This window comes from Albimonas pacifica (assembly GCF_900113695.1).
In the GTDB taxonomy this organism is placed as follows: Bacteria; Pseudomonadota; Alphaproteobacteria; order Rhodobacterales; family Rhodobacteraceae; genus Albimonas; species Albimonas pacifica.
The window spans coordinates 498471-525452 of sequence record NZ_FOQH01000004.1 but is presented as its reverse complement, the minus strand read 5'-3'; the positions used below and the strand labels follow the sequence as shown (position 1 = coordinate 525452).

At 74.1% G+C, this 26982-nt stretch carries 21 protein-coding genes and 2 riboswitches; of the genes, 15 read left to right on the top strand and 6 right to left on the bottom strand.

The window, feature by feature from the left end:
* Positions 1-14: 14 nt before the first annotated feature.
* The 4 genes from BM064_RS10760 to BM064_RS10745 all read right to left on the bottom strand — a co-directional run bounded on the left by BM064_RS10760 (position 15) and on the right by BM064_RS10745 (position 5880).
* Positions 15-1793, bottom strand: coding sequence for a thiamine pyrophosphate-binding protein (locus tag BM064_RS10760; RefSeq protein WP_092859754.1), 1779 nt, complete (start codon positions 1791-1793; stop codon positions 15-17).
* Entirely contained in the window at positions 1790-3508 is a 1719-nt protein-coding gene (locus BM064_RS10755) for an FAD-dependent oxidoreductase (RefSeq protein WP_245779120.1), read from the bottom strand. The genes BM064_RS10760 and BM064_RS10755 overlap by 4 nt, the downstream gene beginning before the upstream one ends.
* Before the next feature lie 752 nt (positions 3509-4260).
* Complete coding sequence (locus tag BM064_RS10750; protein ID WP_143103304.1) at positions 4261-4689, bottom strand: hypothetical protein; 429 nt, start codon at positions 4687-4689, stop codon at positions 4261-4263.
* Between the two features lie 35 nt (positions 4690-4724).
* Positions 4725-4937, bottom strand: a riboswitch (cobalamin riboswitch).
* A 49-nt stretch (positions 4938-4986) separates the two neighbouring features.
* Complete coding sequence (locus tag BM064_RS10745; RefSeq protein ID WP_092859751.1) at positions 4987-5880, bottom strand: LysR family transcriptional regulator; 894 nt, start codon at positions 5878-5880, stop codon at positions 4987-4989.
* A gap of 140 nt (positions 5881-6020) precedes the next feature.
* Between BM064_RS10745 and BM064_RS10740 the strand changes: the two genes are divergently transcribed.
* From BM064_RS10740 to BM064_RS28325, 6 genes are all read left to right on the top strand, one after another.
* Positions 6021-7073 carry a homocysteine S-methyltransferase family protein gene (locus BM064_RS10740; protein ID WP_092859750.1) on the top strand — a complete coding sequence of 351 codons (1053 nt, stop codon included), beginning with the start codon at positions 6021-6023 and terminating at the stop codon, positions 7071-7073.
* Positions 7066-9795, top strand: a complete 2730-nt coding sequence (gene metH, locus BM064_RS10735; RefSeq protein ID WP_092859749.1) for a methionine synthase — start codon at positions 7066-7068, stop codon at positions 9793-9795. Before BM064_RS10740 ends, metH begins: the two co-directional genes overlap by 8 nt.
* A 297-nt stretch (positions 9796-10092) precedes the next feature.
* Positions 10093-10297: riboswitch (cobalamin riboswitch) on the top strand.
* A 185-nt stretch (positions 10298-10482) separates the two neighbouring features.
* Complete coding sequence (locus BM064_RS10730; protein WP_092859748.1) at positions 10483-12495, top strand: TonB-dependent receptor plug domain-containing protein; 2013 nt, start codon at positions 10483-10485, stop codon at positions 12493-12495.
* Between the two features lie 14 nt (positions 12496-12509).
* Positions 12510-13616 carry an ABC transporter substrate-binding protein gene (locus tag BM064_RS10725; protein WP_177236210.1) on the top strand — a complete coding sequence of 369 codons (1107 nt, stop codon included), beginning with the start codon at positions 12510-12512 and terminating at the stop codon, positions 13614-13616.
* Complete coding sequence (locus BM064_RS10720; RefSeq protein WP_092859746.1) at positions 13613-14626, top strand: FecCD family ABC transporter permease; 1014 nt, start codon at positions 13613-13615, stop codon at positions 14624-14626. The genes BM064_RS10725 and BM064_RS10720 overlap by 4 nt, the downstream gene beginning before the upstream one ends.
* Positions 14623-15435 carry an ABC transporter ATP-binding protein gene (locus BM064_RS28325; RefSeq protein WP_281244859.1) on the top strand — a complete coding sequence of 271 codons (813 nt, stop codon included), beginning with the start codon at positions 14623-14625 and terminating at the stop codon, positions 15433-15435. Before BM064_RS10720 ends, BM064_RS28325 begins: the two co-directional genes overlap by 4 nt.
* Positions 15436-15471: 36 nt before the next feature.
* Here the strand turns inward: BM064_RS28325 and BM064_RS10710 are convergent, their stop codons facing one another.
* On the bottom strand, positions 15472-16437 hold the full coding sequence (locus BM064_RS10710; RefSeq protein ID WP_092859745.1) for a homocysteine S-methyltransferase family protein: 966 nt from the start codon (positions 16435-16437) through the stop codon (positions 15472-15474).
* 471 nt (positions 16438-16908) lie between these two features.
* Between BM064_RS10710 and BM064_RS10705 the strand changes: the two genes are divergently transcribed.
* Both BM064_RS10705 and BM064_RS10700 read left to right on the top strand, forming a co-directional pair.
* Positions 16909-17346, top strand: coding sequence for a carboxymuconolactone decarboxylase family protein (locus BM064_RS10705; RefSeq protein WP_092859744.1), 438 nt, complete (start codon positions 16909-16911; stop codon positions 17344-17346).
* Between the two features lie 147 nt (positions 17347-17493).
* Positions 17494-18108 carry a TetR/AcrR family transcriptional regulator gene (locus tag BM064_RS10700; RefSeq protein WP_092859743.1) on the top strand — a complete coding sequence of 205 codons (615 nt, stop codon included), beginning with the start codon at positions 17494-17496 and terminating at the stop codon, positions 18106-18108.
* A 16-nt stretch (positions 18109-18124) separates the two neighbouring features.
* Here the strand turns inward: BM064_RS10700 and BM064_RS10695 are convergent, their stop codons facing one another.
* Positions 18125-19438, bottom strand: a complete 1314-nt coding sequence (locus BM064_RS10695) for a replication-associated recombination protein A (RefSeq protein WP_092859742.1) — start codon at positions 19436-19438, stop codon at positions 18125-18127.
* 256 nt (positions 19439-19694) lie between these two features.
* Between BM064_RS10695 and BM064_RS10690 the strand changes: the two genes are divergently transcribed.
* The 7 genes from BM064_RS10690 to BM064_RS10655 all read left to right on the top strand — a co-directional run bounded on the left by BM064_RS10690 (position 19695) and on the right by BM064_RS10655 (position 26981).
* Entirely contained in the window at positions 19695-20336 is a 642-nt protein-coding gene (locus BM064_RS10690) for a response regulator transcription factor (protein WP_092859741.1), read from the top strand.
* A 75-nt stretch (positions 20337-20411) separates the two neighbouring features.
* Complete coding sequence (locus BM064_RS10685; protein WP_218161003.1) at positions 20412-20783, top strand: response regulator transcription factor; 372 nt, start codon at positions 20412-20414, stop codon at positions 20781-20783.
* Positions 20784-20808: 25 nt separating this feature from the next.
* Positions 20809-22422, top strand: coding sequence for a sensor histidine kinase (locus tag BM064_RS10680; RefSeq protein WP_092859740.1), 1614 nt, complete (start codon positions 20809-20811; stop codon positions 22420-22422).
* Positions 22423-22678: 256 nt separating this feature from the next.
* Positions 22679-23662 carry an alpha/beta fold hydrolase gene (locus BM064_RS10675; protein ID WP_218161002.1) on the top strand — a complete coding sequence of 328 codons (984 nt, stop codon included), beginning with the start codon at positions 22679-22681 and terminating at the stop codon, positions 23660-23662.
* A 66-nt stretch (positions 23663-23728) separates the two neighbouring features.
* Positions 23729-24616, top strand: coding sequence for an MBL fold metallo-hydrolase (locus tag BM064_RS10670; protein WP_092859739.1), 888 nt, complete (start codon positions 23729-23731; stop codon positions 24614-24616).
* A 57-nt stretch (positions 24617-24673) separates the two neighbouring features.
* Entirely contained in the window at positions 24674-25669 is a 996-nt protein-coding gene (locus BM064_RS10660; RefSeq protein WP_245779119.1) for an alpha/beta fold hydrolase, read from the top strand.
* Between the two features lie 160 nt (positions 25670-25829).
* The gene (locus BM064_RS10655) at positions 25830-26981 is read left to right on the top strand and encodes an efflux RND transporter periplasmic adaptor subunit (protein ID WP_092859736.1); all 1152 of its coding nucleotides are present in this window, start codon (positions 25830-25832) and stop codon (positions 26979-26981) included.
* The last annotated feature ends 1 nt before the right edge of the window (position 26982 follow it).

Here is a 26982-nt window from a genome sequence, read left to right as displayed (position 1 = left end):
CTCCCTTGGTCTTTTCAGGGCCGCCACGGGCCGCCGAAGGCGGGCTCCTTGGGCGTCAGGGGCGGCAGCTCCCATGTGCCGGTCGCGGGGGGGCGCACGTCGGCGTCCACATGCACGTCGATCAGGGCGGGGCGGTTCAGGCGGACCGCCTCCTCGAGCGTCGCCGCGAAGTCCTGGGAGCGGGTGACGGTGAACCCGGCCACGCCCGCGGCCTTCGCCCAGGCGGCGAAGTCGGGGTTGTAGGGCTGGTTGTTGTCGCCGTTGTAGAAGGCGGTGCGGTATTCGCGGCCGCCGAAGTAGCCGTATTGAAGGTCCCGGATCGCGCCCCAGGCGAAGTTGTTCCACACCACCCAGACCACGGGGATCGAGTATTCCACCGCCGTGCACAGCACATGCGGCACCATCGTGAAGCCCCCGTCCCCGCAGACCGAGACGCAGACCCGATCCGGCGCCGCCAGCTTCGCGCCAAGGATCGAGGACGGCCCGAACCCCATCCCCGAATACCCCCAGGTGTTGAGCATCGAGCGCGGGCCGCGGGCCTTCCAGAACTGCATGTACCAGTTGTGGTGCACCCCGCTGTCGAGGCTGAGGATGGCGTCCGCCGGCAGCACCTTCTGGCAGTCGGCGACGATCCGCTCTGGCCGGATCGGCGAGGCGTGCTCGGCGAAGCCGGGCGCCACGAATCGTTCCCATTCCGCCCGCCAGCCGGCGATGTCGGCCTTCCAGGCCGTCAGCCGCTCGGGTCCCGGGGGGACGGCGCGGGTCTCGATCCCGGCCAGCAGCTGGCGCAGGAAGGTGCGGGCATCGGCCAGGATGGCGAGGTCGGGGGCGTAGTTCCGCCCCATCTCGGCATGATCCACGTCCACGTGGATCAGGGTCGTCGCCGGGAAGTTCCACGAATAGCCCGGCTTCCAGGACGAGGCCGAGCGGTCGTCGAACCGCACCCCCACCGCCAGCACCAGGTCCGCATGCCGCCCCGCCTGGTTCGCCTGGTAGGCGCCGTTGCGGCCGATGAAGCCCAGCGACAGCGGGTCCTCCATGTCCAGGCAGCCCATGCCGTTGGGGCTCGAGATCACCGGCACGCCCAGGCGATGGGCCAACGCCGTCAGTTCCTCGGATGCGCCCGACAGGGCGACGCCGTGGCCGATGAACAGGACCGGGCGCTCGGCGGCCAGCAGCCGGTCCGCGGCCGCGGCCACGTCCGCAGGGTCGGCGCCCGAGCGCCGCGCGCCGAAGGCCGCGCCGGGCGCCTCGTCGGCGACGTCCGATTCCTCGACGAACAGGTTGTAGGGCACGTCCAGGTTCACCGGGCCGGGGCGGCCGGTGGTCATCGCCTGCGCCGCCTGGCGGATCGCCAGCGGCAGCATCTCGACGCGCGAGGGCTGGAAGCTGCGTTTCACCACCGGCTTGATCACCGCGTCGAAGTCGGCCTGCCCGTGCTGGTTCAGCTCCTGGAAGGGTCCGCGGTTGAACTGCTGGGTCGGCACGTTGGCGGTGATCGAGAACACGGCCGAGCTGTCGGTCTGCGCCACCGCCAGCCCCATCACCTGGTTGCACGACCCCGGCCCGGTCGAGGTCAGCGTCGCCGCCGGCCTGTGGCTGACCCGGAAGAAGCCGTCGGCCATGTGCACCGCCGTCTGCTCGTGCCGGGGCGAGATGAAGGCGATCTCGTCCCGCCGTTCGTAGAGCGGGTCCAGCAACCCGACGTTGCCATGTCCGCAGATGCCGAAGACATGGTCGATGCCTTCGCGCAGCAGCCCCTCGACGATGATCTCGCCGCCTGTCCTGGTCATGTCTTCCCTCCCGTTGCGCCCCCGGTCATGGCGTGGCGCGCGGCCAGCCAGCCGAAGGTCATTCCCTGCCCCAGCTGCGCGCCCGCGCCGGGATATTCGCCGCCGAAGGCCGACTGCATGTCGTTGCCGCAGACATAGAGGCCCGGAATCGGCGCCCCGGCCCCGTCCAGCGCCCGCCCCGCGACATCCGTGGCCAACCCCCGGCTGGTCCCCAGGGGCGTCGGCCACAGCTTCACGGCATAGAGCGGCCCCGCCCCCACCGGCCCCAGGCAGGGGTTCGGCCCATGCTCCGGATCGCCGTTCGAGCGATCGTAGATCGTGCTTCCGCGCCCGAATTCCGGATCCTCGCCGCGCGCGGCCGCGGCGTCGAAGGCGCCCAGCGTCGCCGCCAGTCCCTCGGGGTCGATGCCGGCGCGCTTCGCCAGGTCCCGCGCGTCGCGCCCCTCGATCAGATAGCCGTCCGCCAGGCAGGCCCGCAGCGAGGGCGGCCGCGGCCGGATCAGCCCCAGGCCGTAGCGGCGGATGAACTCGCGCCCACAGACCAGCCAGGCCGGGACCGAGGCGCGCTCCGAGTTCGCCGCGTACATCGCCCGCACGAACTCGTGGTAGCTGACCGCCTCGTTCACGAAGCGCCGCCCAGAGGCGTCGACCGCGATCCCCCCCGGCTTCGAGCGATCCAGCACGATATGCGGATAGACCGCGGTCGAGCCGTCCGCCCGCCGCCGGATCGAGGAAGGGAACCACAGCGCGTTGTCCCGCCCCGCCGGCCCCAGCGCGCCGCCGGCCTCCAGCCCCAGCTCGATCGTCCGCCCCACCGCGCCGGGCGCGGCCGGGGTCCACTCGGGCGTCGGGTTCGGCAGCTCCCGCGCGCGCCATTCTGGACTGGCAGGAAAGCCGCCGCCTGCCAGAACCACACCTCGACGGGCGAGGATCCGCCGCTCGCCCGCGCCGTCGCGCACCGCGACGCCGACGACCGCGCCGCCCTCGCGCAGAAGGCCGAGCGTCTCTACGCCGGTGCGCAGCGTGACCCCGCGCACGCGCGCCGCGTGAAACAGATGCGCGGCCAGCGCATTGCCCAGCACCAGCCGCGTGCCGCGGGCGTGGCCCGTCGCCCTGTCCGCAAGAAATCGCGCGGTCAGCCGGGCTCCGTGCAACGCTGCGGAGATCGAACGGTCCGCCCGGACCAGCCGCGCCGCCTCGGGCCGTGTGAGCATCATGCCTCCGAACAGCATCAGCTCGGGCAGGGGCGCCGCCATGGTCGCGAAATCGGGCCCCAGCCGCCGTCCGTCGAAGGCGCCGGGCGCCATCGCCCGCCAGCCCTCGGCCGCGCCCGGAACGTCCTGGCGATAGTCCGGCGCAGCCGGCATCGGGCTCAGCGCCAGCCCGCTCCGCGCCGTCAGGTCCGCCTCCATCGCCGGCGCCGCGTCCAGAAAGGCGCGCCGCATCTCCCGCGGGGCCAGGTCGCCGACCAGACCGTCCAGATAGGCCTCGGCCGCATCGCGGTCGTCGCGCCCCGCCGCGCGCATCGCCCGGTTGTCCGGAATCCAGACCGTCCCCGAGGAGCGCGCCGTCGTCCCGCCCCAGACCGCGGCATGCTCGACCACCAGGACGGACCCGCCCTCGAGCGCGGCGGTCAGCGCGGCCGTCAGCCCCGCCGCGCCGCTGCCCAGCACGATCAGGTCGAAGGTCTCGGTCGGATCGCTTCCCGGCGGCATGATTCTCAACATTGTCAAAGTTGTTTTGACTATGCTGGAATTTTCCGTCCGAGCAACTGGATATTGCGCCCTGCCCGAACGGCGCGCCCAAGCTCATTCGGCCAACATGGGAGCCGGCGCCCGGCCAGGATCGATCGCCGCGAGGCGCGAAAGCCGCCCGGCTGTGGAACGGCGGCGCCCACCGAAACTGAAGCGAGGTCCAGCCGGCCGGCCGCCCGAAGGACTCGCCCTGGGCCGGCCCTCCACGACCATCGGACGGAGGTCGAGGCGTTCTCGGAAAGATGACCTGCCATCGCCAGCGTCGGTCCCGACGCCTTGAGGACGTGTTCGTGGCGGCGGCCGGTCGTGTTCACGAGCACTGCTTCCGGGCACGGCGGCTTCAAGCGACGATCCTGCCGGAGCGGAATCGGACCGACGGGCGCCCCCCCGGCGCCGAGCGTGCGGGCGACGCTTGATCAGCCATGCGAGGCAACGAACTTGCGGTTGAACAAGCCCTGTGGCCGGACCGAACCGGCGCCATGTCGTGGCGCCATCGGCGGCCAGTTCGCCGCACCATCGACGACTCTCGCAGAAACCGATCTGATCCAATGTCCCAGGATCTAAAATATTTTTAAATCAGTTACTTAACTTGTAACTTCTCCGCCCCAGCCAGAGCCCTTCCGTTCCGACATCGTCTCCGCTCCGCACCCCCTGGGCGACCGCCGCGCGGCGCTTTCGCGCCGCGCCGGTCGCTTCGGGCCGCCGGCGTTCGCTCAGACAGGGCGGGGGCGGGCGTGGGCGGCGCGGGCGAGCAGGGCGAGGCGGGCGGCGACGGCCTCGAGCATCGCCTCGAGCGCGTCCGCGTCCACCTCCGCCGAGAGACGCTCGATGACGCGGCGGGCGTCCTGCGCCTCGCGCACCGAGGTCAGCAGGAGCAGGGCGGCGTCCGCCAGATCCTCGGGCTCGACCTCGGGCGGAGGAGCGGGGCGACGACGGCGGCGGCGGCGCGGGGCGGACGGCGAGGGCGAGAGGTCGCAAGCGGCGCGGCCGGCGGCGCGCGCGGGCGGGGCCGCGGCGGCGCGGCCGCCCTGGATCAGGCGCAGCGAGGGGCGCGAGCAAGGGCCGGCCGCGGCGGGGGTCCCATCGCGCAGGGTCGCCTCCGGGGCCGGCGCGTCGCCGGTGGGACGATGGGAGTCGGTCATGGCGTCCTCCATCTCCGGGGCGCCCCGCCCGGGAAAGGGGTTTCACGGCGTCGGCAGGTCTCCTGGCTCGCGGGTCTCCGCGTCCCGCCGGCCTTCCCGGGGGCCTGGGGCCTCCAGTGGCGCGATCGGGGGACGCTCTCCGCCTACAGTTGCGGGGTCAGCTCCGGACTTGCCTGGCGGGGTCTCCCCCCGGGGCGCACCGGATTCCCTCTTGATCCCTTGCGGGAACCGACCCGGTCAGAGTGCGGCGCCGGGGGGCGGGGGTCAACCGGCGCGCGGGGGCGCAGGGGGCCCGGCTCAGGACGCCGGCGCCGCCGCGACGCCCCGCGCGATCTCCATGAAGCCGCCGAGGAACTCGACGCCCGCGTCGTCGCGGCGCTGGCCGACATGGATCGACTTGGCGATGCCCGTCGGGCCGAGCCGCAGGGGCACGAGCGGCAGCGAGGACTCGGCCAGCAGCCAGTCGGGCAGCGGGGCCACGCCGCGCCCGGCCGCCACCATCTGCAGCATCACGTCCGTCGTCTCCACGGCGCGGTGAGCGCGAGGCAGGCGGCGTGCGGGCAGCAGGAAACGGGTGAACACGTCGAGGCGCTCGGTCTCGACGGGGTAGGTGATCAGCAGCTCGCGCTCCAGGTCCTCGGGCGTCGCCTCGGTCCGGCCGGCGAGGCGGTGGTCGGCGGCCACCGCCAGCACCAGCTCGTAGTCGAAGACCGGGGTCCAGGTCAGGGCCGGTCGCTCCACCGGGTCGGGGGTGATCAGCAGGTCGATCTCGTGGCCCAGCAGCGCGCCCAGGCCCCCGAACTGGAAGGCCTGCTTCACGTCCAGGTCGACGTCGGGCCAGGCCGAGAGGAACGGCTCCACCACCCGCAGCAGCCAGCGGTAGCAGGGGTGGCACTCCATCCCGATGCGCAGCTCGCCCCGGCGGCCGAGCGCGTAGTCGGCGATCTCGGCCTCGGCCTGCTCGATCTGCGGCAGCACCCGGTTGGCCAGCGCCAGCAGGCGGCGGCCGGCGCGGGTCAGGCGCAGGCGGCGGCCGTCGCGCTCCCACAGGGGGACCTCGAGCTCCTTCTCCAGCCGGCGCATGGCGTGGCTGACGGCGGACTGGGTCAGGTTGAGACGATCGGCGGCGGCGGTGACGCCCCCCTGGCGGTCGACCTCGCGCAGGATGGCGAGGTGCTGGCGGTCGAGCATGGCATGACATCCTGTCATTCGAGATGAAAGAATTGCCATTTCCCTTCATCGATGACCAGCCCTATCAGTCCCCCGACTCCCCCGCCCCCCGCGGCGGGACCCGTCGGGCGTGGCGCGCCCGGATGCCAGGAAGGACCGAGATGCACAGCTTCATGCTTCCGCCGAGCGAGACCTTCGCCGAGCTGACCCGGGCCGCGCGCGAGCGGATCCTGATCCTCGACGGGGCGATGGGCACCATGATCCAGACCCTGGGCCTGGACGAGGACGCCTTCCTGGGCGGCGGGGGCGGGCATTCCTGCGCGATCCACTCCGATCACCCCCAGCAGGGCAACAACGACCTCCTGTCGCTGACCCAGCCCGAGGCGATCGAGGAGATCCACTACGCCTTCGCCATGGCCGGCGCCGACATCGTGGAGACGAACACCTTCTCCTCGACCGTCATCGCCCAGGCGGACTATGCGCTGACCCACCAGGTGCAGGCGCTGAACGTCGCCGCGGCGCAGGCGGCGCGGCGGGCGATGGACCGGGCGACGGCGCAGGACGGGCGCCGGCGCTGGGTGGCCGGCGCGGTGGGGCCGACGAACCGCACCGCCTCGATCAGCCCGGACGTGAACGATCCCGGCTACCGCGCGGTGACCTTCGACGACCTGCGCCGCGCCTACGGCGAGCAGATCCGCGCCCTGATCGAGGGCGGCGTCGACCTGATCCTGATCGAGACGATCTTCGACACGCTGAACGCCAAGGCCGCGGTCTTCGCCTGTTTCGAGGCCTTCGCCGAGCATGGCCGCCGGCTGCCGATCATGATCTCGGGCACGATCACCGACGCCTCGGGGCGCACGCTCTCGGGGCAGACGCCGACGGCGTTCTGGCACTCGGTCCGCCACGCGCGGCCGTTCACCGTGGGGCTGAACTGCGCGCTGGGGGCGGACGCGATGCGCCCGCATCTGGCCGAGCTCGCGGGCGTCGCCGACACGCTGGTCTGCGCCTATCCCAACGCGGGCCTGCCCAACGCTTTCGGGGAGTATGACGAGGCCCCCGCCCAGACCGCCGCCAAGGTCGAGGTCTTCGCCCGCGAGGGCCTGGTCAACGTGGTCGGCGGCTGCTGCGGCACCACGCCCGAGCATATCCGCGAGATCGCCGCCGCCGTCGCCGGCCACGCCCCCCGCCGACTGGAGGAGACCGCCGATGCGTGAGCCCCTGCTGCGCCTCTCGGGCCTCGAGCCCTTCGTGCTGACCGCCGACATTCCCTTCGTGAACGTCGGCGAGCGGACCAACGTCACCGGCTCGGCCCGGTTCCGCAAGCTGATCACCAACCGCGACTACGCCGCGGCGCTGGAGGTGGCGCGCGACCAGGTCGAGAACGGCGCCCAGATCATCGACGTCAACATGGACGAGGGGCTGATCGACTCGAAGCAGGCGATGGTCGATTTCCTGAACCTGGTCGCCGCCGAGCCCGACATCGCCCGCGTGCCGATCATGATCGACAGCTCCAAGTGGGAGGTGATCGAGGCCGGCCTGCAATGCGTGCAGGGCAAGCCGGTGGTGAACTCGATCTCGCTGAAGGAAGGCGAGGAGCAGTTCCTGCACCACGCGGGCCTGTGCCTCGCCTACGGGGCCGCGGTCGTGGTGATGGCCTTCGACGAGCAGGGCCAGGCCGACAGCTTCGCGCGCAAGACCGAGATCTGCGCGCGCGCCTACCGCATCCTGACCGAGCGGGTGGGCTTCCCGCCCGAGGACATCATCTTCGATCCCAACGTCTTCGCGGTGGCCACCGGCATCGAGGAGCATGACAACTACGGCGTCGACTTCATCGAGGCGACGCGCTGGATCCGGCGGAACCTGCCCCACGCCCATGTCTCGGGCGGGGTGTCGAACCTGAGCTTCTCGTTCCGCGGCAACGAGCCGGTGCGCGAGGCGATGCACGCGGTGTTCCTCTACCACGCCATCGCGGCGGGGATGGACATGGGCATCGTCAACGCCGGCCAGCTCGCGGTCTACGACCAGATCGACCCGGCCCTGCGCGAGGCCTGCGAGGACGTGGTGCTCAACCGCAGGCCCGCGAACGGCGGCACGGCGACCGAGAACCTCCTGGACCTCGCCGAGCGCTTCAAGGGCGACAAGCGCGAGGCGAAGGTGCGCGACCTCGCCTGGCGGGAGTGGCCGGTGGAAAAGCGCCTGGAGCACGCGCTGGTCAACGGCATCGCCGAGTTCGTCGAGGAGGACACCGAGGAGGCGCGGCTGGCCGCCGAGCGTCCGCTGCACGTCATCGAGGGTCCGCTGATGGACGGGATGAACGTGGTCGGCGACCTGTTCGGCGCGGGCAAGATGTTCCTGCCCCAGGTGGTGAAGTCGGCCCGGGTGATGAAGCAGGCGGTGGCGGTGCTGCTCCCCTGGATGGAGGAGGAGAAGCGCCTCTCGGGCGGAACGGAGCGGCAGGCGGCCGGCAAGGTGCTGATGGCCACCGTGAAGGGCGACGTCCACGACATCGGCAAGAACATCGTCGGCGTCGTGCTGGCCTGCAACAACTACGAGATCATCGACCTGGGCGTGATGGTCCCGCCGCAGAAGATCCTCGAGGCGGCGCGGGAGCACCGGGTCGACGTCATCGGCCTGTCGGGGCTGATCACGCCCTCGCTCGACGAGATGGTGCATCTCGCCGGCGAGCTGGAGCGCGAGGGCTTCGACGTGCCGCTGCTGATCGGGGGGGCGACGACCTCGAAGGTGCATACGGCGGTGAAGATCTCGCCGCGCTACACCCGCAACCAGGCGATCTACGTGACGGACGCGAGCCGGGCGGTGGGCGTGGTCTCGTCCCTGCTCAGCGACGGGCAGCGGGAGCGCTACATCGAAGGCGTGCGGGCGGAATATTCCGAGGTGGCCGAGCGCCACGAGCGGGCCGAGCGCGCCAAGCGCCGCCTGCCGCTGGCCGCCGCGCGGGCCAACGCGATGAAGATCGACTGGACGGGCTACGCGGCGACCGAGCCCGCCTTCCTGGGGACCCGGACGATCGGGGACTGGGACCTGGCGGAGATCGCGCGCTACATCGACTGGACCCCGTTCTTCCAGACCTGGGAGCTGAAGGGCGTCCACCCGCGGATCCTGGAGGACGAGACCTACGGCGAGGCGGCGCGCAACCTGCTGGCCGACGCCGAGGCGATGCTGGAGACGATCGTGGCCGAGCGCTGGTTCGAGCCGCGGGCGGTGGTGGGCTTCTGGCCCGCCAACCGGCGGGGCGACGACATCCAGCTGTGGACCGACGCCGGGCGCGAGGCGCCGCTGGCGGCGCTGCACACGCTGCGCCAGCAGACCTCGAAGCGCGGCGACCGGCCGAACCTGGCGCTGGCCGACTTCGTGGCGCCGGAGGGGACGCCGGACTACGTGGGCGGCTTCGTGGTCACCGCGGGCCCGCAGGAGGCCGAGCGCGCGGCCCGCTTCGAGGCGGCGGGCGACGACTACGCCGCGATCATGGTCAAGGCGCTGGCCGACCGCTTCGCCGAGGCGATGGCCGAGATGCTGCACCAGCGCGTGCGGCGCGAGCTGTGGGGCTACGCCCCCGACGAGGCGTTCACGCCGCGCGAGCTGATCGGCGAGCCCTACGCCGGCATCCGCCCGGCGCCGGGTTATCCCGCCCAGCCCGACCATACCGAGAAGACCACCCTGTTCCGCCTGCTGGACGCCACCGCGGCCACGGGGGTGGAGCTGACCGAGAGCATGGCGATGTGGCCCGGCTCCTCGGTCTCGGGCCTCTATATCGGGCATCCGGAGGCCTATTACTTCGGCGTCGCGAAGGTCGAGGAGGACCAGGTCGCCGACTACGCCGCGCGCAAGGGCATGACGCTGGAGGAGGCCGAGCGCTGGCTGGCGCCGGTGCTGAACTACCGTCCCGCCGACCGCGGGATCGAGACGGCCGCCTGAGCGTCGGGGTCGGCGGAGCGGCTCTGTCCCGCGCCTGCGGCGCGGGAGGCGCCCGCCCGCCGACCCCGACGCCGGGATCCCCGCCAAGCCCCCTGACCGACCCTCGTGCGCGAGACCGTCGGCGGGGCGCGGCGGACCGCCCAACTCTCTGGGCTGCGGCGCTTTTCCTGGACATTCCTGCCCGGTCGGACCGCCTCCGCGCCGGGCCGTTTCGCGTGGCGCGGCGGGCCGTTCGGCGGCCCCGCAGGACGTCGCGGCAGGGGGGCGACAGGGCGCTTGCGCGGGGCTGCGGGCGCGGGCTAAGCGGGGGGCGACGGTGCCTCGCAAGAGGTGAAAAGGGAACGCGGTGAGGCCGCCCGCAAGGGACGCCGAGTCCGCGACTGCGCCCGCAACTGTGAGGGAGGAGCGCGCTCCGCATCGCGCCACTGGGCCGAAGGTCCGGGAAGGCTGGAGCGCGCGTCGAGACCCGAGTCAGGAGACCTGCCGTCGCTGTCGCCCACCCCACGGTCGGGATGTGCCGAGGGGGCGGAAAGCCGTCGCGGCGACGCCTGAAGTCTGGAGGGCGCGCCGGGATGGGTCTCATCCTGCGACAGTCATGTCTCGTCGGTCCCGGGGGCGCTGCGCCGTCCCGGTCCCGCCCTCCGTGCGTTTTCCGGCCCGCGGGCCGAACGACCGGAGAAGACGACCTTGCCGCATGACGCAGTCCCGCCCGTCCCCGCCGCCCCTCGCCGCCGACGACGGCCCCGCCGCGCCCTGTCCCGGGCCCTCGCCGGCGCGCTCTTCCCCGCCCTGGTCCGCGCCGTCGTCCCCGCCCTGCCGGCGGCGGGCCTGGTCGCCGCCGCGCCGGCCGGCGCGCAGGTCCTGACCGGCCTGGACCCCGCCGAGCCCGACGCGCCCGTGCGGCTGGAGGCGGTGCGGGTGCAGAGCGCCTCGCGCGCCGGCCTGCCGGCCTCGGCCGTGGGCAGCGCGGTCACCGTGGTCACGCGCGCGCAGATCGAGCGCCGGCAGTCGCGCACCGTCGCCGAGGTCCTGCAGGACGTGCCGGGGGTGGAGATCGCCCAGACCCGGCCCGGCGCCTGGACCCCGGTCTCGATCCGCGGCTCGGACGGCGACCAGGTGCTGGTGCTGATCGACGGGATGGAGCTGGGCGACCCGTCCTCGACCTCCACCGCCTACCAGTTCGACCACCTCGCCTCGCTCGACATCGAGCGGATCGAGGTGCTGCGGGGCAACCAGAGCTCGCTCTACGGCTCCGACGCCATCGGCGGGGTGATCAACATCGTCACCCGCCACGCGCCGCGCGACGGGACGCTGGCGACGGTCGAGGTCGAGGCCGGGCCCTACGGGACCGTCGACGGCGGCGCCTCGCTCCACTACGGCTCGGACCGGGCGGACCTGCGGCTGACGGCCTTCGGGCGGCGCTTCGACGGGCCCTCGATCGTCGATCCGCGCACCGCGACGGGCCCCGCGGACGAGGACGACGCCTACGCGGCGAAGGGGCTGAGCGGGCGCGCCGTCCTGCGCCTGACCGACGCGGCGGAGCTGTCGCTGGGCGGGTTCTGGAGCCTGACGCGCCTTGACTACGACGACGCGACGCAGGACTCCTTCGACGACGTGGACAAGGACGAATACGCCCTCGGCGGCCGGCTGACCTGGGAGATGCTGGAGGGGCGGCTGACGCACCAGGCCTCGGCCTCGGTCTACAACGCCCGGCGGGAGTATCATACCGCCTGGTCGCGGCCTGCGGGGGACGTCTACGACGGGACCAAGACCAACCTCGGCTACACCCTCGCCCTGCGCCCCGTGGAGCAGGCGACGCTGGTCGCGGGCGTGGACCTGGAGCGCGAGCGCACCGACCAGCACACCGCCTACACCGGCGGCTTCGGGGCGGAGATCGCCACCGACTCGCTGTTCGGCGAGCTGGCGCTGGAGCCGCTGGAGGGGCTGACCCTGACCGGCGCCGGCCGGCTGGACGACAACAGCCGCTTCGGGACCTTCGCCACCTGGCGGGCCACCGCCGCCTGGTTCACGCCGCTGACCGAGGCGCTGGACGGCAAGCTGCGGGCGAGCTGGGGCACGGGCGCCAAGGCGCCGGGGCTCTACCAGCTGTTCGATCCCACCTACGGCGACCGGCGGCTGGAGGTCGAGGAGAGCCGGGGCTGGGACATCGGCCTCGACCTGCACTGGGCCGGGCAGGGGCTGGCGCTGGAGGCGACCTACTTCCGCAACCGGGTCGAGAACGAGATCGGCTTCGGCACGCGGGCGGACGGCGGCGCGGGCTACGTCCAGTTCGGCGAGACCCGGATCGAGGGGGTGGAGACCGGCCTCTCCTGGGCGCCGCTGGACTGGCTGGAGGCGAGCCAGAGCTACACCTGGCTGCTGTCGCGGGACGGGGTCACGGGGGCCTGGCGCGGACGCTCCCGCCACCGGGGAACGACCGCGGCGACGGTCTTCCCCCACGCGGACGTCTCGCTGACGGCGGTGGCGCGCTACGCCTCGGGGGACGCGGTCTCGGCCGCCGGGCGGGTCCCGGGCTACGTGGTCTTCGACCTCGCCGCCGCCTGGCGGGCGACGGAGGAGGTGGAGCTGTTCGGGCGGGTCGAGAACCTCTTCGACCGCCGCTACCAGGAATCCTACGGCCGGGCGACGCCGGGCTTCGGCGTCTACGCCGGCGTCCGCGCCGCCTTCGGAAGCCGATGAGCGGAGGCGCCGGCATGCCCCTGACCCGGGAGACCCCCGAGACCGACGCGCGCCCGGGCTTCCGGATCCCGCGCCCCGCCCCCGGGGCGCGACCGGGCCGCGCACGGGGCCGCGCACGGGGCCGCGGCGCCGTGCGGCGGCGGCTCGCGACGGCCGCGGTCCTCGCCATCGCCGCCGGGGCGGCGCTGGCGGAGGGGGCGGCGCCCGTCCCGCCGGGGAGCGGGGCGGCGCCGCGCGTCGCCTCGGTCTCGCTGTGCGGGGACCAGTACCTGCTGACGCTGGCGGACCGCGAGCGGATCGCGAGCCTCTCCCAGCACGCGACGGGCCCGCATTCCTGGAAGGCCGCCGAGGCCGAGGGCCTGCCCCGCAACCGCGGAAGCATGGAGGAGCTGATCGCCGCCCGCGCCGGGCTGCTGATCGTGGACCGCGAGGTCGCGCCGCAGATGCGCCGGATCCTCGACGCCTTCGGGGTGACGCCGATCCCCCTGCCGCTGCGCGAGGACTTCGAGGGCGTGTTCGAGAACCTGCGCGTGCTCGCCGCCGCGCTGGGCCGCCCCGAGCGGGGGGAGGCGGCGGTCGCCGACCTGCGCGCCCGGCTGGCGGCCGCGGCGCCGGGCCCGGGCGAGCCGCGCCCGCGAGTGGTCTACTACCGCCCCGACGGCGGCGGCGCCGCGGCCGGGACCTTCGTGACCGCCGCGCTGGAGGCGGCGGGCTACGTCAACCTGCAGGTCGAGGCGGGCCAGGCCGGCTGGGTCGGCCTGCCGGCCGAGGCGCTGGCCGTCGATCCGCCCGACGGCTACGTGATCTCGTATTTCGACGCGGCGCGGGCCAGCGCCGCCTCGGTCCTGCGGCGCAACCCGATCCTTGAGCGGGCGCGGCGCGAGGCCGTGACCGTCGCCGTGCCCGGCGCGCTGTGGGCCTGCTCCGGCCCGATGCTGGTCGAGGCGGTCGAGATCCTGGCCGCCGCCCGCCCGCGCTTCGCCGCCGCGGCCGCGGCGCGGCCGGAAAACGGGGGTGCGGGGCCGGCGCCGGGCGGCCGGGCCGCCGCGGCGGGGCCGGAGGGTCCGGAGCAGGCGGGCCGGGCCGCGGACGCCGTTCCGGCCGGGGAGGCGCGGCGATGAGCGCGGCTTCCTTGATCCACCGCCCGACGCTGATCCTGTGCCTGGCGCTCGCCGCGGCCTGCCTGGGTCTGGCGACGGTCTCGCTGACGCTGGGCTACGTCGAGCTGGGCGCCGCCGAGGTGCTGCGCGGCGTCTTCGGGCTGGCCGACGCGCCCGTCGCCCTGATCGTGCAGGAGCTGCGCCTGCCGCGCACGCTGCTGGCGCTGATGATCGGCGCCGCCATGGGCGCCTCGGGGGCGGCGCTGCAGGGGCTGCTGCTGAACCCGCTGGCCGAGCCGGGGGTGATCGGGATCAGCGCCTCGGGCGGGCTCGGCGCGGTGCTGGCGCTCTATTTCGGGTGGATGAGCCTCTCGCCCTACGTGCTGCCCGCCTCGGCGATGGCGGGGGCGGGGCTGGCGACGGGGGCGCTCTACCTGCTGGCGGCGCGCAACGCCTCGACCCTGACGCTGATCCTGGCGGGGGTGGCGATCGGGGGGCTCGCGATCTCGCTCACCTCGCTGGCGATGAATCTCTCGCCCAACCCCTGGGCGGTGTCGGAGATCGTGTTCTGGCTGATGGGCTCGGTGCGCGACCGCACCTTCGAGGAGGTCGGCCTCGCCGCGCCCTTCGTCTTGGCGGGGCTGGCGCTGCTGGTCGCCTCCGGCTCGGCGCTGGAGGCGATGAGCCTGGGCGAGGAGGCGGCGCGCTCGCTGGGCGTGGCGCTCGGCCGGGCGCGGGCGCAGGTGATCCTGGGGGTCAGCCTGGCGGTGGGGGCGACGGTGGCGGTGGCGGGCGTGGTGGGCTTCGTGGGCCTCGTGGTCCCGCACCTGCTGCGTCCCGTCGTGGGCCACGCGCCCGCCCGCCTGCTGATCCCCAGCGCGCTGGGCGGGGCGGCGCTGATCCTCGCCGCCGACATCCTGGTGCGCCTGATCGCGGTGGGGCCGGAGCTGCAGCTCGGCGTGGTCACCTCGCTGGTCGGGGCGCCGTTCTTCTTCTGGCTGATCCACCGCATGAAGGGGCGTCCGGGATGACCGCAGGCCGCATCGGATGTCTCTCGGTCGAGGGGATCTCGGTCGCGCGGGGCGCGCGGCGGGTGGTGGAGGACGTCTCCTTCGAGGCGCGGGGCGGCGAGGTGCTGGGCCTGGTCGGGCCCAACGGCGCCGGCAAGTCGAGCCTGCTGCGCGCCATCGCCTGCCTCGTCCCGCGGGCCGCCGGGCGGGCGCGCGTCGACGGCGAGGACCTGGCCGCCCTGTCGCCCCGGGAGCGGGCCCGGCGGCTGGCCTTCCTGCCCCAGGGCCACGAGGTGAACTGGCCGATCTCGGTCGAGCGGCTGGCGGGGCTGGGCCGCCTGCCCCACCGCGGGCCGCTGGCCGCGCCCTCCCCCGCCGACCGTGAGGCGACCGAGCGGGCGATGCGCCGCGCAGGCGTGAAGGGCTTCCGCGACCGGCCCGCCTCCGGCCTCTCGGGGGGCGAACGGGCGCGCGCGCTGCTGGCCCGGGCGCTGGCGGTCGAGGCGCCGATGCTGCTGGCCGACGAGCCGGTGGCCTCGCTCGACCCCTACCACCAGCTCCGGGTGATGGAGCTGATGCGCGAGACGGCGGCGGCGGGGGACCTGGTGATCGTGGTGCTGCACGACCTGGCGCTGGCCGCGCGCTTCTGCGACCGGCTGGCGGTGATGGGCGCGGGGCGCCTTCTCGCTTTCGGCCCGCCCGAGGCGGCGCTCTCCCCCGACCGCCTGGCCGAGGCTTACCGGATCGGCGCCCTTCACGGGGAGCGGGACGGCGAGCGCTTCGTGCTGCCCTGGCGGCGCATCGACGGCGCGGAGCGGGCCGGGTCCTAGGCGGCCCCGCCCCTCCCGCGGCCGGGCCTGGCCCCGTCAGGCGGTCGCGCGGGCCCGGCGGACCTCGGCGAGGGCGCCGGCGATGCGGTCGAGGTGGACGTGGCTCGTGCCGCAGCAGCCGCCCCAGATATCCATCGCCGGGAACCGCCGCGCCACCTCGCCCATCTGCCGGCCGAGCGCGTCGGGGTCGCCCTCCTCCAGCCGGCCGAGCTTGCACAGGGCGATCTTGTCCATCGCCGCGGCGTTGGGCCGGATGCAGCGCAGCCGCTCCGACCAGGCGCCGGGGGTCAGGGCCGGCGCGAACTCCTGCGGATGCGAGCAGTTGAGGGCGAAGAACGCGATGGAGCCCCCGGTCTCGGCGTCGACCCGCTCCACCGCCTCGGCCAGCGTCAGGCCCGAGGCGAGGCGGGAGTCCGAGCCCAGCGAGAAGCTCATCGCCAGCGGCATCCCCACGCGGCGCGCGGCGCGCGCCACGCCCACCGCCTCGACCGGGTCGTTGAAGGTCACCGCCCAGGCGAGGTCGGCCGACGAGCGGCGCAGGGTCTCGAGCTGCACGGCGTGATAGGCCTCCGCCGCCTCGACGCTCATCGTGCCGTTCAGCCGGTAGGCGTCGCCGCGCGGGCCGACGTAGCCCACCAGCTTCGCCTGCGGGAGCTGGCCGTCATACTCGCGGCGCATCGCGGCGAGGAAGTCGATGGCGGCGAGGTTGGCCTCGGCCAGGGCGGCGGGGGAATAGCCCAGCCGCGCGCCCCAGTCGGGGCTGGCGCGGTAGTCGAAGCCGCCGATCAGCGCCCCCATCCCGTGCCGGGCCGCCACGTCCAGCCAGCGGCGGTAGAGGCCGCGCAGCGTGGCGCGGGCGTCGGCCCGCTCGAGCAGCGGGAACATCGCGAAATGGGGCAGCTCGTAGCCCCAGCGGTACATGATCTCGGTTTCGATTCCGCCCTCGGTGAGGTAGTCGAGCCCCGGCCGCCGGGGCGGCGTCTCGGTTGCGGTCGCCGGCATGGTCCTGTCTCCCTGCGCGCGCCGGCCGGGATGGCCGGGTCTGGCTGGCCCCGTTCTGGCGCCGCGGCCGGCCCGCGGACCAGCCGACGCGCGGTGCGGTCGGGGAAAGACGTTCTCGGCTAGTGGCTTGGCGGGATCCGGGGGCGGGCGGCCGTCGCCGCGAAGGCGCGAAACCGTACCGAAGGTGCAGCGATCCGGAGCCTGGGGGCCGCGGACGGGCCCGCGACTCCGCCCCGCCGCGTCGGAGCGGCCGCGAACGCTGCACCTTCGGTACGGAAGCTCCGCCCGCGCGCTGCGGCGGACGGCAGGACGCGGGCCGGAGAGGGACACGCAAGCCATTGGGACAGATCAGGAATTCTTCGGACCGCCCACGGCTGCACCACGCGTTGCGTAGGCGCGCCGGCCGGGCGGCGCCACACAGCGGCCCTGCCGGGCGACCCTGCCCGGCTCCTCCAACGAAAGGACGATCCGATGTATTTCAGAACCGTTTTCGCTGCCCTTGGCGTGGTCCTCGTGGCCGCGGCCCTGCCCCTGCCCTCGACCGCCCAGGAGACGGCGCAGGAGGCCTACGCCGAGGTCGAGAAGGCCTGGGGCTTCGTGCCCGGCTTCATCCGCGCCTATCCCGAGCACGGGGTGGCCGCCGCCTGGCGGCTGACCCGCGACCTGGAGCTGGCCGAGGACACCGCGCTCTCGCCCAAGGTGAAGGCGCTGATCAACGTGGCGGTGGGGGCGCAGATCCCGTGCCGCTACTGCGTGCACGCCGACACGCTCGCCGCCCGCGCCCACGGCGCCAGCGACCGCGAAATCGCCGAGGCCGTGGCCCAGGCCGCCCTGACGCGGCACTGGAGCACGATGATGAACGGCCTGCAGATCGACTTCGAGGCCTTCAAGGCCGAGTTCGCGCAATGAGGCGCCGCCGGGGACCCCTCCCCGGCGGCCCTTTCCTTCCGCCGCGTCGCCCTGTCGATGGACTTCCCCCACCCCCCGGGCTACCCAAGCCGGAGCGATGCCCGTCCGCGTCGGCCGGGCGTCCCGCATCCGCGAGGGAGACGGCCGGTGGCACGTGGCGGCGCGACGCGCGAGAGACTGCTCGACATCGCCGAGGCGGGGGTGCTCGCCAAGGGCTTCGCGGGCACCTCGATCGACGAGATCATCGCCGAGGCCGAGATCACCAAGTCCGGGTTCTTCTACCATTTCCGGGACAAGAACGAGCTCGCCCGCGCCCTGATCCAGCGCTACCTCGACACCGAGGAGGCGCTGCTCGACCAGGTCTTCGCCCGCGCGCGGGAGCTGCACGAGGACCCGCTGCACGCCTTCCTGATCGGCCTGAAGCTGCTGGCCGAGATGATGGCCGACCTGCCCAACGGCCACCCCGGCTGCCTGGTCGCCACCTCGGCCTATGCCGAGCGGATGTTCGACGACAAGGTGCGCGAGCTGAACCGGCAGGCGGTGGTGGTCTGGCGGGAGCGGTTCCTCGCCATGCTCGAGGAGATCGCCGCCCGCCACCCCCCGCGCGAGCCGGTGGAGCTGCGCGCGCTCGCCGACATGATCTCGGGGACGGTCGAGGGCGGCATCATCCTGTCCAAGGCGATGCGCGAGCCGAAGCTGCTGTCCGAGCAGATCCTGCTGGTGCGCACCTTCGTGCGCCTGCTGTTCGACGCCTCCGCCTGAGCCGGGGCCGCCGCGCTCAGTCGTCGCCGAAGCGGCGGGGGGCGAGGCGGCCCGACAGGCGCTCCCAATGCTCGTCGGCGCGTTTCTCGAAGGTGCCGGCCTGGCGGGCGTCGCTCTGGTAGAGGCGTCCGGCGGCGATGCCGGGGGCGTAGGGCTGTTCGCTCCAGCCGCGCGGATCGTCGTGGGGGAAGACGTAGCCCACGTGGCCCAGCGCCTCGGCGCCCTTGTAGTGGGCGTCGCGCAGATGGGGCGGCACCGGGATCGGCGGCTCGGAGGCCACGGCCTGCATCGCCAGCGAGATCCCCCGGCAGGCCGAGTTCGACTTCGGCGCCCGCGCCACGTGCAGGGCGGCATGGGCGAGGATGATCTGCGCCTCGGGATAGCCGATCATCGCCACCGCCTGGGCCGCGGCCACCGCGGTCTGGAGCACGCCGTTGTCCGCCAGCCCCACGTCCTCGGAGGCGTGGATCATGATCCGGCGGGCGATGTAGCGGGGGTCTTCGCCCGCATGGATCAGCCGGGCCAGCCAGTAGAGCGTGGCGTCGGGGTCCGAGCCGCGCATCGACTTCACGAAGGCCGAGACCACGTCGTAATGCATGTCGCCGGAGCGGTCGTGGTTCACGGCCGCGGCGCGGTAGACCTCTTCCAGCATCGCCTCGGTGATCTCGACCGGCCCGCCGGCGCCGTGGCCGACCGCGAGGCTTTCGAGCGTGGTCAGCGCCCGGCGCGCGTCGCCGCCCGAGCGGCCGGCGATCAGCCGCGTCTGGGCGGGCGTCATCGCCACCGCGACGCCGGCGCGGGCCAGGTGCTCGATCCCGCGGCGGACCACCCGCTCCATGTCCTCGATCGACAGCGGCTCGAGCTTGAGGATGGTGGAACGTGAGATCAGCGCCGGCGGCAGGGCGTGGTAGGGGTTCTGGGTGGTGGCGCCGATGAAGTCGGCGATCCCGTCCTCGCAGATCGCCAGCAGGTCGTCGGCCTGGGTGGCGGAGAAGCGGTGCACCTCGTCCACGAAGATCAGGATCGGACGCAGCCTGGCCTCGTCGGCCAGCGCCCGGATCTCCTTCACCCCGGCGCGGGTGGCGTGGAGGGGGCGGAAGTCCTTGCCCAGCATCCCCCCGACGGCCCGCGCGATCGAGGTCTTGCCGACCCCGGGCGGGCCGTAGAGCACGAGGCTGCCCAGCGTCCGCGCCGCGATCCGCCGCCGCAGGACCGAGCCGGGGGCGGTCAGCGCCTCCTGCCCGACGACGTCGTCGAGCGTCTGCGGCCGCAGCGCCGCCGCCAGGGGGCGGTCGCCGGGATCGCGCGCGGCGTCGAAAAGGCTGGTCATCGGCTCGCTCTCCGGTCTCTGCGCCCCGGCCTCTGCGCCCCTGTCTCTGCGCCCCTGTCGCCGTCCGGGCGAGGGCGGCCCCGGTCCGGCCCCGGCTTCTTCGGCGAGGCGGCGGGCGTTGTCGAGGGGAAGCGCCCCCGGAAGCGGGCCCGGGGGCGGGCCCGGATGGCCCCCGGGGGAGGCGCGGCGGAAAGGCCCTGCGGCGGGGGAAAGTCTCGATTGCCAAGGCAGCCTGACGTGGAGATAGTTTCGCTTCATGACGACCGGGCCCGTGGTGCATGTGCTGGACGACGACGAAGCCGTCAGGCTGGCCATCGCCAGCCTGCTGGCCTCCGTCGGCCTGCAGGCGCGCACCCATGGCTCGACCCACGAATTCCTGTCGGCGGAGCGTCCGGACGTCGAGGGCTGCCTGGTGCTGGACGTGCGGCTGCCGGGGGCGAGCGGGCTCGACCTCCAGGCCCAGCTGGTCGAGCGGGGGGTGGAGCTGCCGGTGATCCTGATCACCGGCCACGGCGACATCCCGATGAGCGTGCGGGGCATGAAGGCCGGCGCCGTGGACTTCCTGCCCAAGCCGTTCCGCGAGCAGGACCTGCTCGACGCCGTGGCCCGCGCCATCGAGATCGACCGCGCCCGCCGGTCCGAGCGGATGGGCCTCGACGGCCTGCGCGCCCGCTACGCCGGGCTCTCCCCGCGGGAGCGGCAGGTGATGGCGCTGGTCGCCGCAGGGCTCCTGAACAAGCAGGTGGCCGGGGAGCTGGGGATCAGCGAGATCACGGTGAAGATCCACCGCGGCGCCGCGATGCGCAAGATGGGCGCGCGGACCCTGCCGGACCTGGTGCGCATGCAGGACGCGCTGTCGGCCGCCCTGTCGCGGCCGGCGGATGACACGTTCGTATGATTCCCGCGCCCGCCCGTCCGTGTCACAGGGACGATCCGGCGCCGGGCCCTCTCCTGCGCCAGGCCAGGAGTTCCCGTGACCCCCATCCCGCTCATCGCCCTGGTGGACGACGACGCGCCGTTCCTGCGCGCCATGGAAAGCCTGATGCGCGCGCTCGGCTGGCGGGCGGAGGGATTCTCGTCGGCCGAGGGGTTCCTGGGCTCGACCGCGCGGACGGAGGCGGCCTGCATCGTCTCGGACGTGCAGATGCCCGGGATGGGCGGGATGGAGCTGATGCGCCGGCTGGCGGCGGAGGGCGGCGGGGCCCCGGTGATCCTGGTGACCGCCCGCACCGAGGCGCGGCTGGACGAGGAGGCCCGCGCCGGCGGGGCCCTGTGCCTGCTGCGCAAGCCGGTGGAGCCGCAGGCGCTGATCGACTGCGTCTCCCGCGCGCTCGACGCCGCCTGAGCCCGCGTCCGCGGAAGCCCGCGCCATGCTGAGCGCGGCCGAGGCCGGCGTCCTCGACCTGGTGCAGGAAAGCGTGGTGCTGCGCACCGCCGACGGCCGCATCCTGTGGTGGAACGCGGCCGCCGAGGCGCTCTACGGCGCCCGCCCCGCCCGCGCCGCCGGCCGCTACGCCGCCGAGCTCTTCGCCGAGGAGACCCCGGAGGAGGACGCCGCGGCGCTGGCGATCCTGCGCGCCGAGGGCGCCTGGGCGGGGGAGCGCACGCGGCGCGGCGCGGGCGGCGAGCGGCGGTGCGTGGCGCTCGCCTGGCGCCTGCGCCGGGCCGCCTGGGGGGGCGAGGCGATCCTGGAGACGGGGCGCGACGTCACCGACGCCCGCCGCGACGAGGCCGCGCTGCGCAAGTCCGAGCACCGCTACCGCAACCTCTTCCAGGCGATGGCCGCCAGCTTCTGGGAGCTGGACTTCTTCCCCGTCGGCGCCCGTCTGCACGCCCTGCGCAAGGCCGGCGAGATCGCCAGCTACCCCGCCTATTTCGAGGCCCGCCCCGAATTCGTGCGCGAGATGATGCGCGCGACACGGGTGATCGACGTCAACGAGCAGACCGTGACGCTGTTCGGCCGCCCCGACGCGCCCGACCCCAAGGCGGAGCTGCTGACCACGGTCGAGCCGTTCTGGCCGGAGGCGAGCTCGGGCGTCTTCGCGGCCTCGGTGGTGGCGGCGGTGTCGGGGCGGCCGAGCTACGCCGCCGAGACCCGGCTGCGCGCGATCGACGGGCGCGAATTCCCGGCGCTGTTCACCGCCTGCTTCCCGCCGGACACGATGAACAAGGGCACGCTGCTGGTGGGGGTGATCGACCTCTCCGCCCGGGTCGCGGCCGAGACGGCGCTGGCGGGGATGCGGGCGGAGATGGCGCGGGCGGCCCGGGTCTCGATGCTGGGGGAGCTGACCGCCTCGATCGCCCACGAGGTCAAGCAGCCGCTCGCGGCCATAGCCGCCAACGCCGCCGCCGGGATCCGCTGGCTGGACCGCCCCGCGCCCGAGGTCGCCGAGGCCCGCCTGCTGACCGGGCGCATCGCCGACGACGCGCGCCGGGCGGCGGAGATCATCGACCGCATCCGGGGGATGGTGACGGGGGCCGCGCCCTCGGCCGGGCCGTGCTCGGCCAACGCGGCGCTGCGCGACGCGGCGGCGCTGCTCGAACCCGAGATCCGGCGCGACGGGGCGCGGGTGGCCCTGCGCCTCGACCCCTCCGACCCGGCCGTGGCCGCCGACCGGGTGCAGCTTCAGCAGGTGGTCGCGAACCTGGCCCTGAACGAGCTGCAGGCGATGGCGGGGCGGCCCGCGCCGCGGCTCGACCTCGCCGTGCGCCGCGAGGGCGACGCCGTGGCGATCGAGGTGGCGGACACCGGCCCCGGCATCGCCCCCGATCACCTGCCGCGCCTGTTCGAGAGCTTCTTCACCACCCGCGCCGAGGGCATGGGCATGGGGCTCGCCATCGTGCGGGGCATCGTCGAGACCTTCGGCGGCAGCGTGCGCGCGGCCAACCGGCCCGAGGGCGGCGCCTGCTTCACCGTGGCCCTGCCCGCCGCCGAGGGCCCCGTCGCGGCCGCGGCGCATGACGCGGTTAACACCATCGTCTGATCCGATCCGCCCCGCCGTAGAATAGGCCGACGCCCCTCCAGCGGACATCCTGACCCCATGGCGACCGGAGACGGACCGCCGAGGGGAGACGGAGCGAGGGCCGACGACACCGCCCGGGATCCGGATCCGAGCCGCAGGCCGCCCGACGTGGGCGGCGCCCGACGGAGCCTCCCCCTGACGCGCGACCCGGTTCCGGGCCGCGCGGGAGCTGCGCCCCGGCCCAGCGCCGGCGGCCTGTCGAAAAGGGAGATACGTCATGGACTTCTACGCGACCCGCATCAGCCTCGCCCCGCCGCTCTCCTCGGTGATCTCCGCCATGGCCCGCGCCGGGCGCGCCTCGGGGGCGGAGCCGACGCTGCCGCTCGCCCGCGGCCGGATAGAGGCGCGGGAGGGCGCCCGCGCCGCCCCCACCCAGGTCATCGAGAGCCGGGGACGCCGGCTCGCCTACCGGATGTTCGGCGCCGGGCCGACGCTGGTGCTCGCCCTGCGCTTCCGCGGCGTGATGGACAGCTGGGACCCGGCCTTCCTCGACGCGCTCGCCGCCAGCTTCACGGTGGTGATCTTCGACTACACGGGGCTCGGCCTCTCGACCGGCGAGCCCTCCTACCAGCGCGCGGCAATGGCGCAGGACATCCTCGACCTCGCCGACGGGCTCGGGCTGGGCCGTTTCGTGGTGGGCGGCTGGTCGCTGGGGGGCGTCGCCGCCCAGATCTTCGCCGCGCAGAACCCGGACCGGGTGCGCCAGCTGGTGCTGCTGGGCACGGTCCCGCCCGGTCCCCAGCCCCACGCCGCCGAGCCGATCTTCCTCGAGACCGCGCTGAAGCCGGACTACGACATCGAGGACGAGACGGTGCTGTTCTTCGAGCCCGCCTCCGAGAGCAGCCGCGCGGCCGCCCGCGCCTCCCACGCGCGCATCGCCGCACGTCAGGGCGACGTCAGCCCCCCGATCCCGCCCGAAACCTACCTGCGCATCCTGCAGGAGAGCCACGACCCCGACGCGGTGTTCCCCGACCCCGACGGCCGCTTCGAGGCGTTCTTCCGCCAGGGCTCGGTCCCGGTGCTGGCGATCTCGGGCGACCACGAGATCGTGTTCCCCGTCGCCAACTGGCAGGCGCTGAACCGGGTCTGGCCGTCGCTGCACCTGGTCACGATCCCCCAGGCCGGCCACGGCCCCCAGCACCAGATGCCGGAATTCGTCGCCGGCCTGATCGCGGGCTTCGTCCGCGCCACCCCGCTCTGATCCCCCCGCGGCGGCGCGGCGGAGCGATCCGCCCCGCCGCCGCCGGGCCCCTTCCCGGAGGCCGCCATGACCCTCGCCGCGACGCGCGACGCGATCTTTCCCCGGCGCAGGACCGCGCCCCCGCCGCCCGCCTTCCGGCACGGGCGCTTCGCCCTCTCGATCCTCAGCGACGGCGCGCTGACGCTGGGGGGCGAGATCCTGGCCCCCGACGCCGCCCCGCCCGCGCGCGCCGCCCTGCTGGCGCGTCTGGGCGGCGACGCGGCCGGCGCGCCGGTGCGCATGAACCTGCCGCTGATCCGGGCGGGGGACGAGCTGATCGCCATCGACGCCGGCGCCGGCGACGCCTTCCAGGCGAGCGCCGGGCGGCTGGCGCGCAACCTCGCCGCGGCCGGGATCGACCGCCGGGCGGTGACCCGGGTGATCCTGACCCACGCCCATCCCGACCATGTCGGCGGCGTGATCCAGCCCGACGGCGAGCTGCTGTTCCCCAACGCCGACCACCACGTCGGGCGGGTGGAATGGGACTTCTGGACCGACCCCCGGTTCGAGGAGCGCCGCCCCCCCGCCCTGCACGGCTTCGCGCGCACCGCCGCGCGCGCCCTCGACGCCGTGGCGGAGCGGCTGCACCTGCACGCCCCGGGCGACGAGGTGGTGCCGGGCCTGCGCCTGCTCGCCACCCCGGGGCATACGCCGGGGCACATGTCGGTGGAGCTCGACGGGCCGGAGCCGCTGCTGCTGGTCGGCGACGCCTGCACCCACGACGTCGTGTTCTTCGAGAACCCGGGCTGGCGCTTCGGCTTCGACACGGACCCGGACCTGGCGCTGGCCACCCGCCGCCGCCTGCTGGACCGCGCCGCGGCCGACCGGCTGCTGGTGCTGGGCTGCCACTGGACCCGCCCCCTGCCGGGACGGGTCGAGCGTCGGGGCGCCGCCTACCGGCTCGCGCCCGCCTGATCCCCCGCCTCCCCGCCTCCCGACCCCGACCCCGACCCCGACCCCGAAAGGACGACCATGACCTCCCCGACCCCCACCCCCCGCGGCCTCTCGCGCCGCGACGCGATGCTCGCCGGCGGCGCCGGCATGGCGCTGGCGGCCTTAGCGGCCTCCGACGCGCCGGCGCAGACCGCCGCCTCTTCTTCCGCTCCCCGAACCCAGGACACGACCATGAGCTATGCGACCTCCGACGACGGCGTCGAGATCTTCTTCAAGGACTGGGGGCCGCGCGACGCCCAGCCGGTGATGTTCCACCACGGCTGGCCGCTGAGCGCGGACGACTGGGACGCGCAGATGCTGTTCTTCCTGTCCCACGGCTACCGGGTGATCGCCCATGACCGGCGCGGGCACGGCCGCTCGGCCCAGGTCTCCGACGGGCACGACATGGACCACTACGCCGCCGACGCGGCCGCGGTCGTGCGCAAGCTGGACCTGAAGGGCGCCGTGCACGTCGGCCATTCCACCGGCGGCGGCGAGGCGCTGCACTACGTGGTGCGCCACGGCGAGCCCGAGGGCCGGGTCGCGGGCCTGGTGCTGATCGGCGCCGTGCCGCCGCTGATGCTCAAGACCGAGGCCAACCCCGGCGGCCTGCCGCGGGAGGTCTTCGACGGCTTCCGCGCCGCGCTCGCCGGCAACCGCAGCGCCTTCTACCGCGCCGTCGCCGAGGGGCCGTTCTACGGCTACAACCGCCCCGGCGCCGAGGTGTCGGAGGCGGTGATCGCCAACTGGTGGCGGCAGGGCATGATGGGCGGGGCCAAGGCCCACTACGACGGCATCAAGGCCTTCTCGGAGACCGATTTCACCGAGGATCTGAAGACCGTCACGGTCCCCACGCTGGTGCTGCACGGCGACGACGACCAGGTGGTGCCGATCGCGGACTCGGCCCTGCTGTCGGCGAAGCTGCTCAAGCGCGGCGAGCTGAAGGTCTATGCGGGCCTGCCCCACGGCCTGTGCACCACCCATGCCGAGACGGTGAACGCGGACCTTCTGACCTTCGTGCGGACGCTGGCCTGAGGCGGTCCCGTGGGGCGCGGCGGCGCGCTCGGACGCGCCGTCGCGCCCCACGGCGCCTGCGGCTTTCATGCAACGGAAACGGTTTCATTCGTCTCGCTTACCGTGCGCTGCGCCGTCGGCTCCCCAGATCACCCCCCTGTTCGATCGCAGGAGAGTTGCGATGACGCCCCCCACGACCTCCCGTCCCGCCCTGGCCCTGCTGCTTGCCGCCGCCCTGACCGCGCCGGCCGCGGCTCCGGCCCAGACCCAGGCCCCGCCCGTGGTGACCGTCGCCCAGCCGGTGGTGCGCGACATCATCGAGGACGACGAATTCATCGGCCGCTTCGAGGCCGCCGAGGCGGTGGAGGTGCGCGCCCGCGTCTCCGGCTACCTCGAGCAGGTGCATTTCGAGGACGGCCAGCGGGTGACCGCGGGCGATCCGCTGTTCACCATCGACCAGCGCCTGTTCCGCACCTACCTCGCCCAGGCCGAAGCGCGGGTCGAGGCGGCCGAGGCCGCCTATGCCTTCGCCGACGACCAGCTCGGCCGCGCCCAGTCGCTGGTCCGCAACGGCAACATCTCCCAGGCTTCGGTCGACGAGCGGATGGAACGCCGGATCGCCGCGATGGGCGACCTGGAGCACGCCCGCCAGGCGGTCGAACAGGCGCGGATCGACCTCGAGTTCTCCCGCGTGACCGCCCCGATCTCGGGGCGCATCGACCGCAAGCGGGTCACGCCCGGCAACCTGGTGCGCGAGAACGAGACGGTGCTGACCACCATCGTCGCCACCGACCCGATCCACTTCTACTTCGACATCGACGAGCGCTATTTCCTCGCCTACGCCCGCGACGCCCGCGCCCGCGGCGAGAGCCTGCAGGAGGGCGGCGGCGGCCTGAAGGTGCGCGTCACCCTGTCGGACCGCAACATCGAGCCGCGGGACGGCGTGCTCGACTTCTCCGAGAACCGGATCGACCCGCGCACCGGCACGATGCGGATGCGCGCGGTGCTGGCCAATCCCGACGGGGTGCTGACGCCGGGCCTGTTCGGGCGGGTGAACGTGCCCGGCTCGCTGCCCCATCCCGGCGTGCTGATCCCCGACGCGGCCGTGGTCGCCGACCAGGACCGCCGCATGGTGATGACCGTGCAGGAGGACGGGACCGTCGCCCCCCGCCTGGTGCGCCCCGGGCCCCGCATCGACGGCTACCGGGTGATCCGCGAGGGGCTCGACGGCTCCGAGACCATCGTCGTCGAGGGGCTGCTGCGCGCCCGTCCGGGCATGAAGGTCACGCCCGAGGCCGTCACGCTGCCGCCCGTCGCCGGCCAGGAGGGCTGAG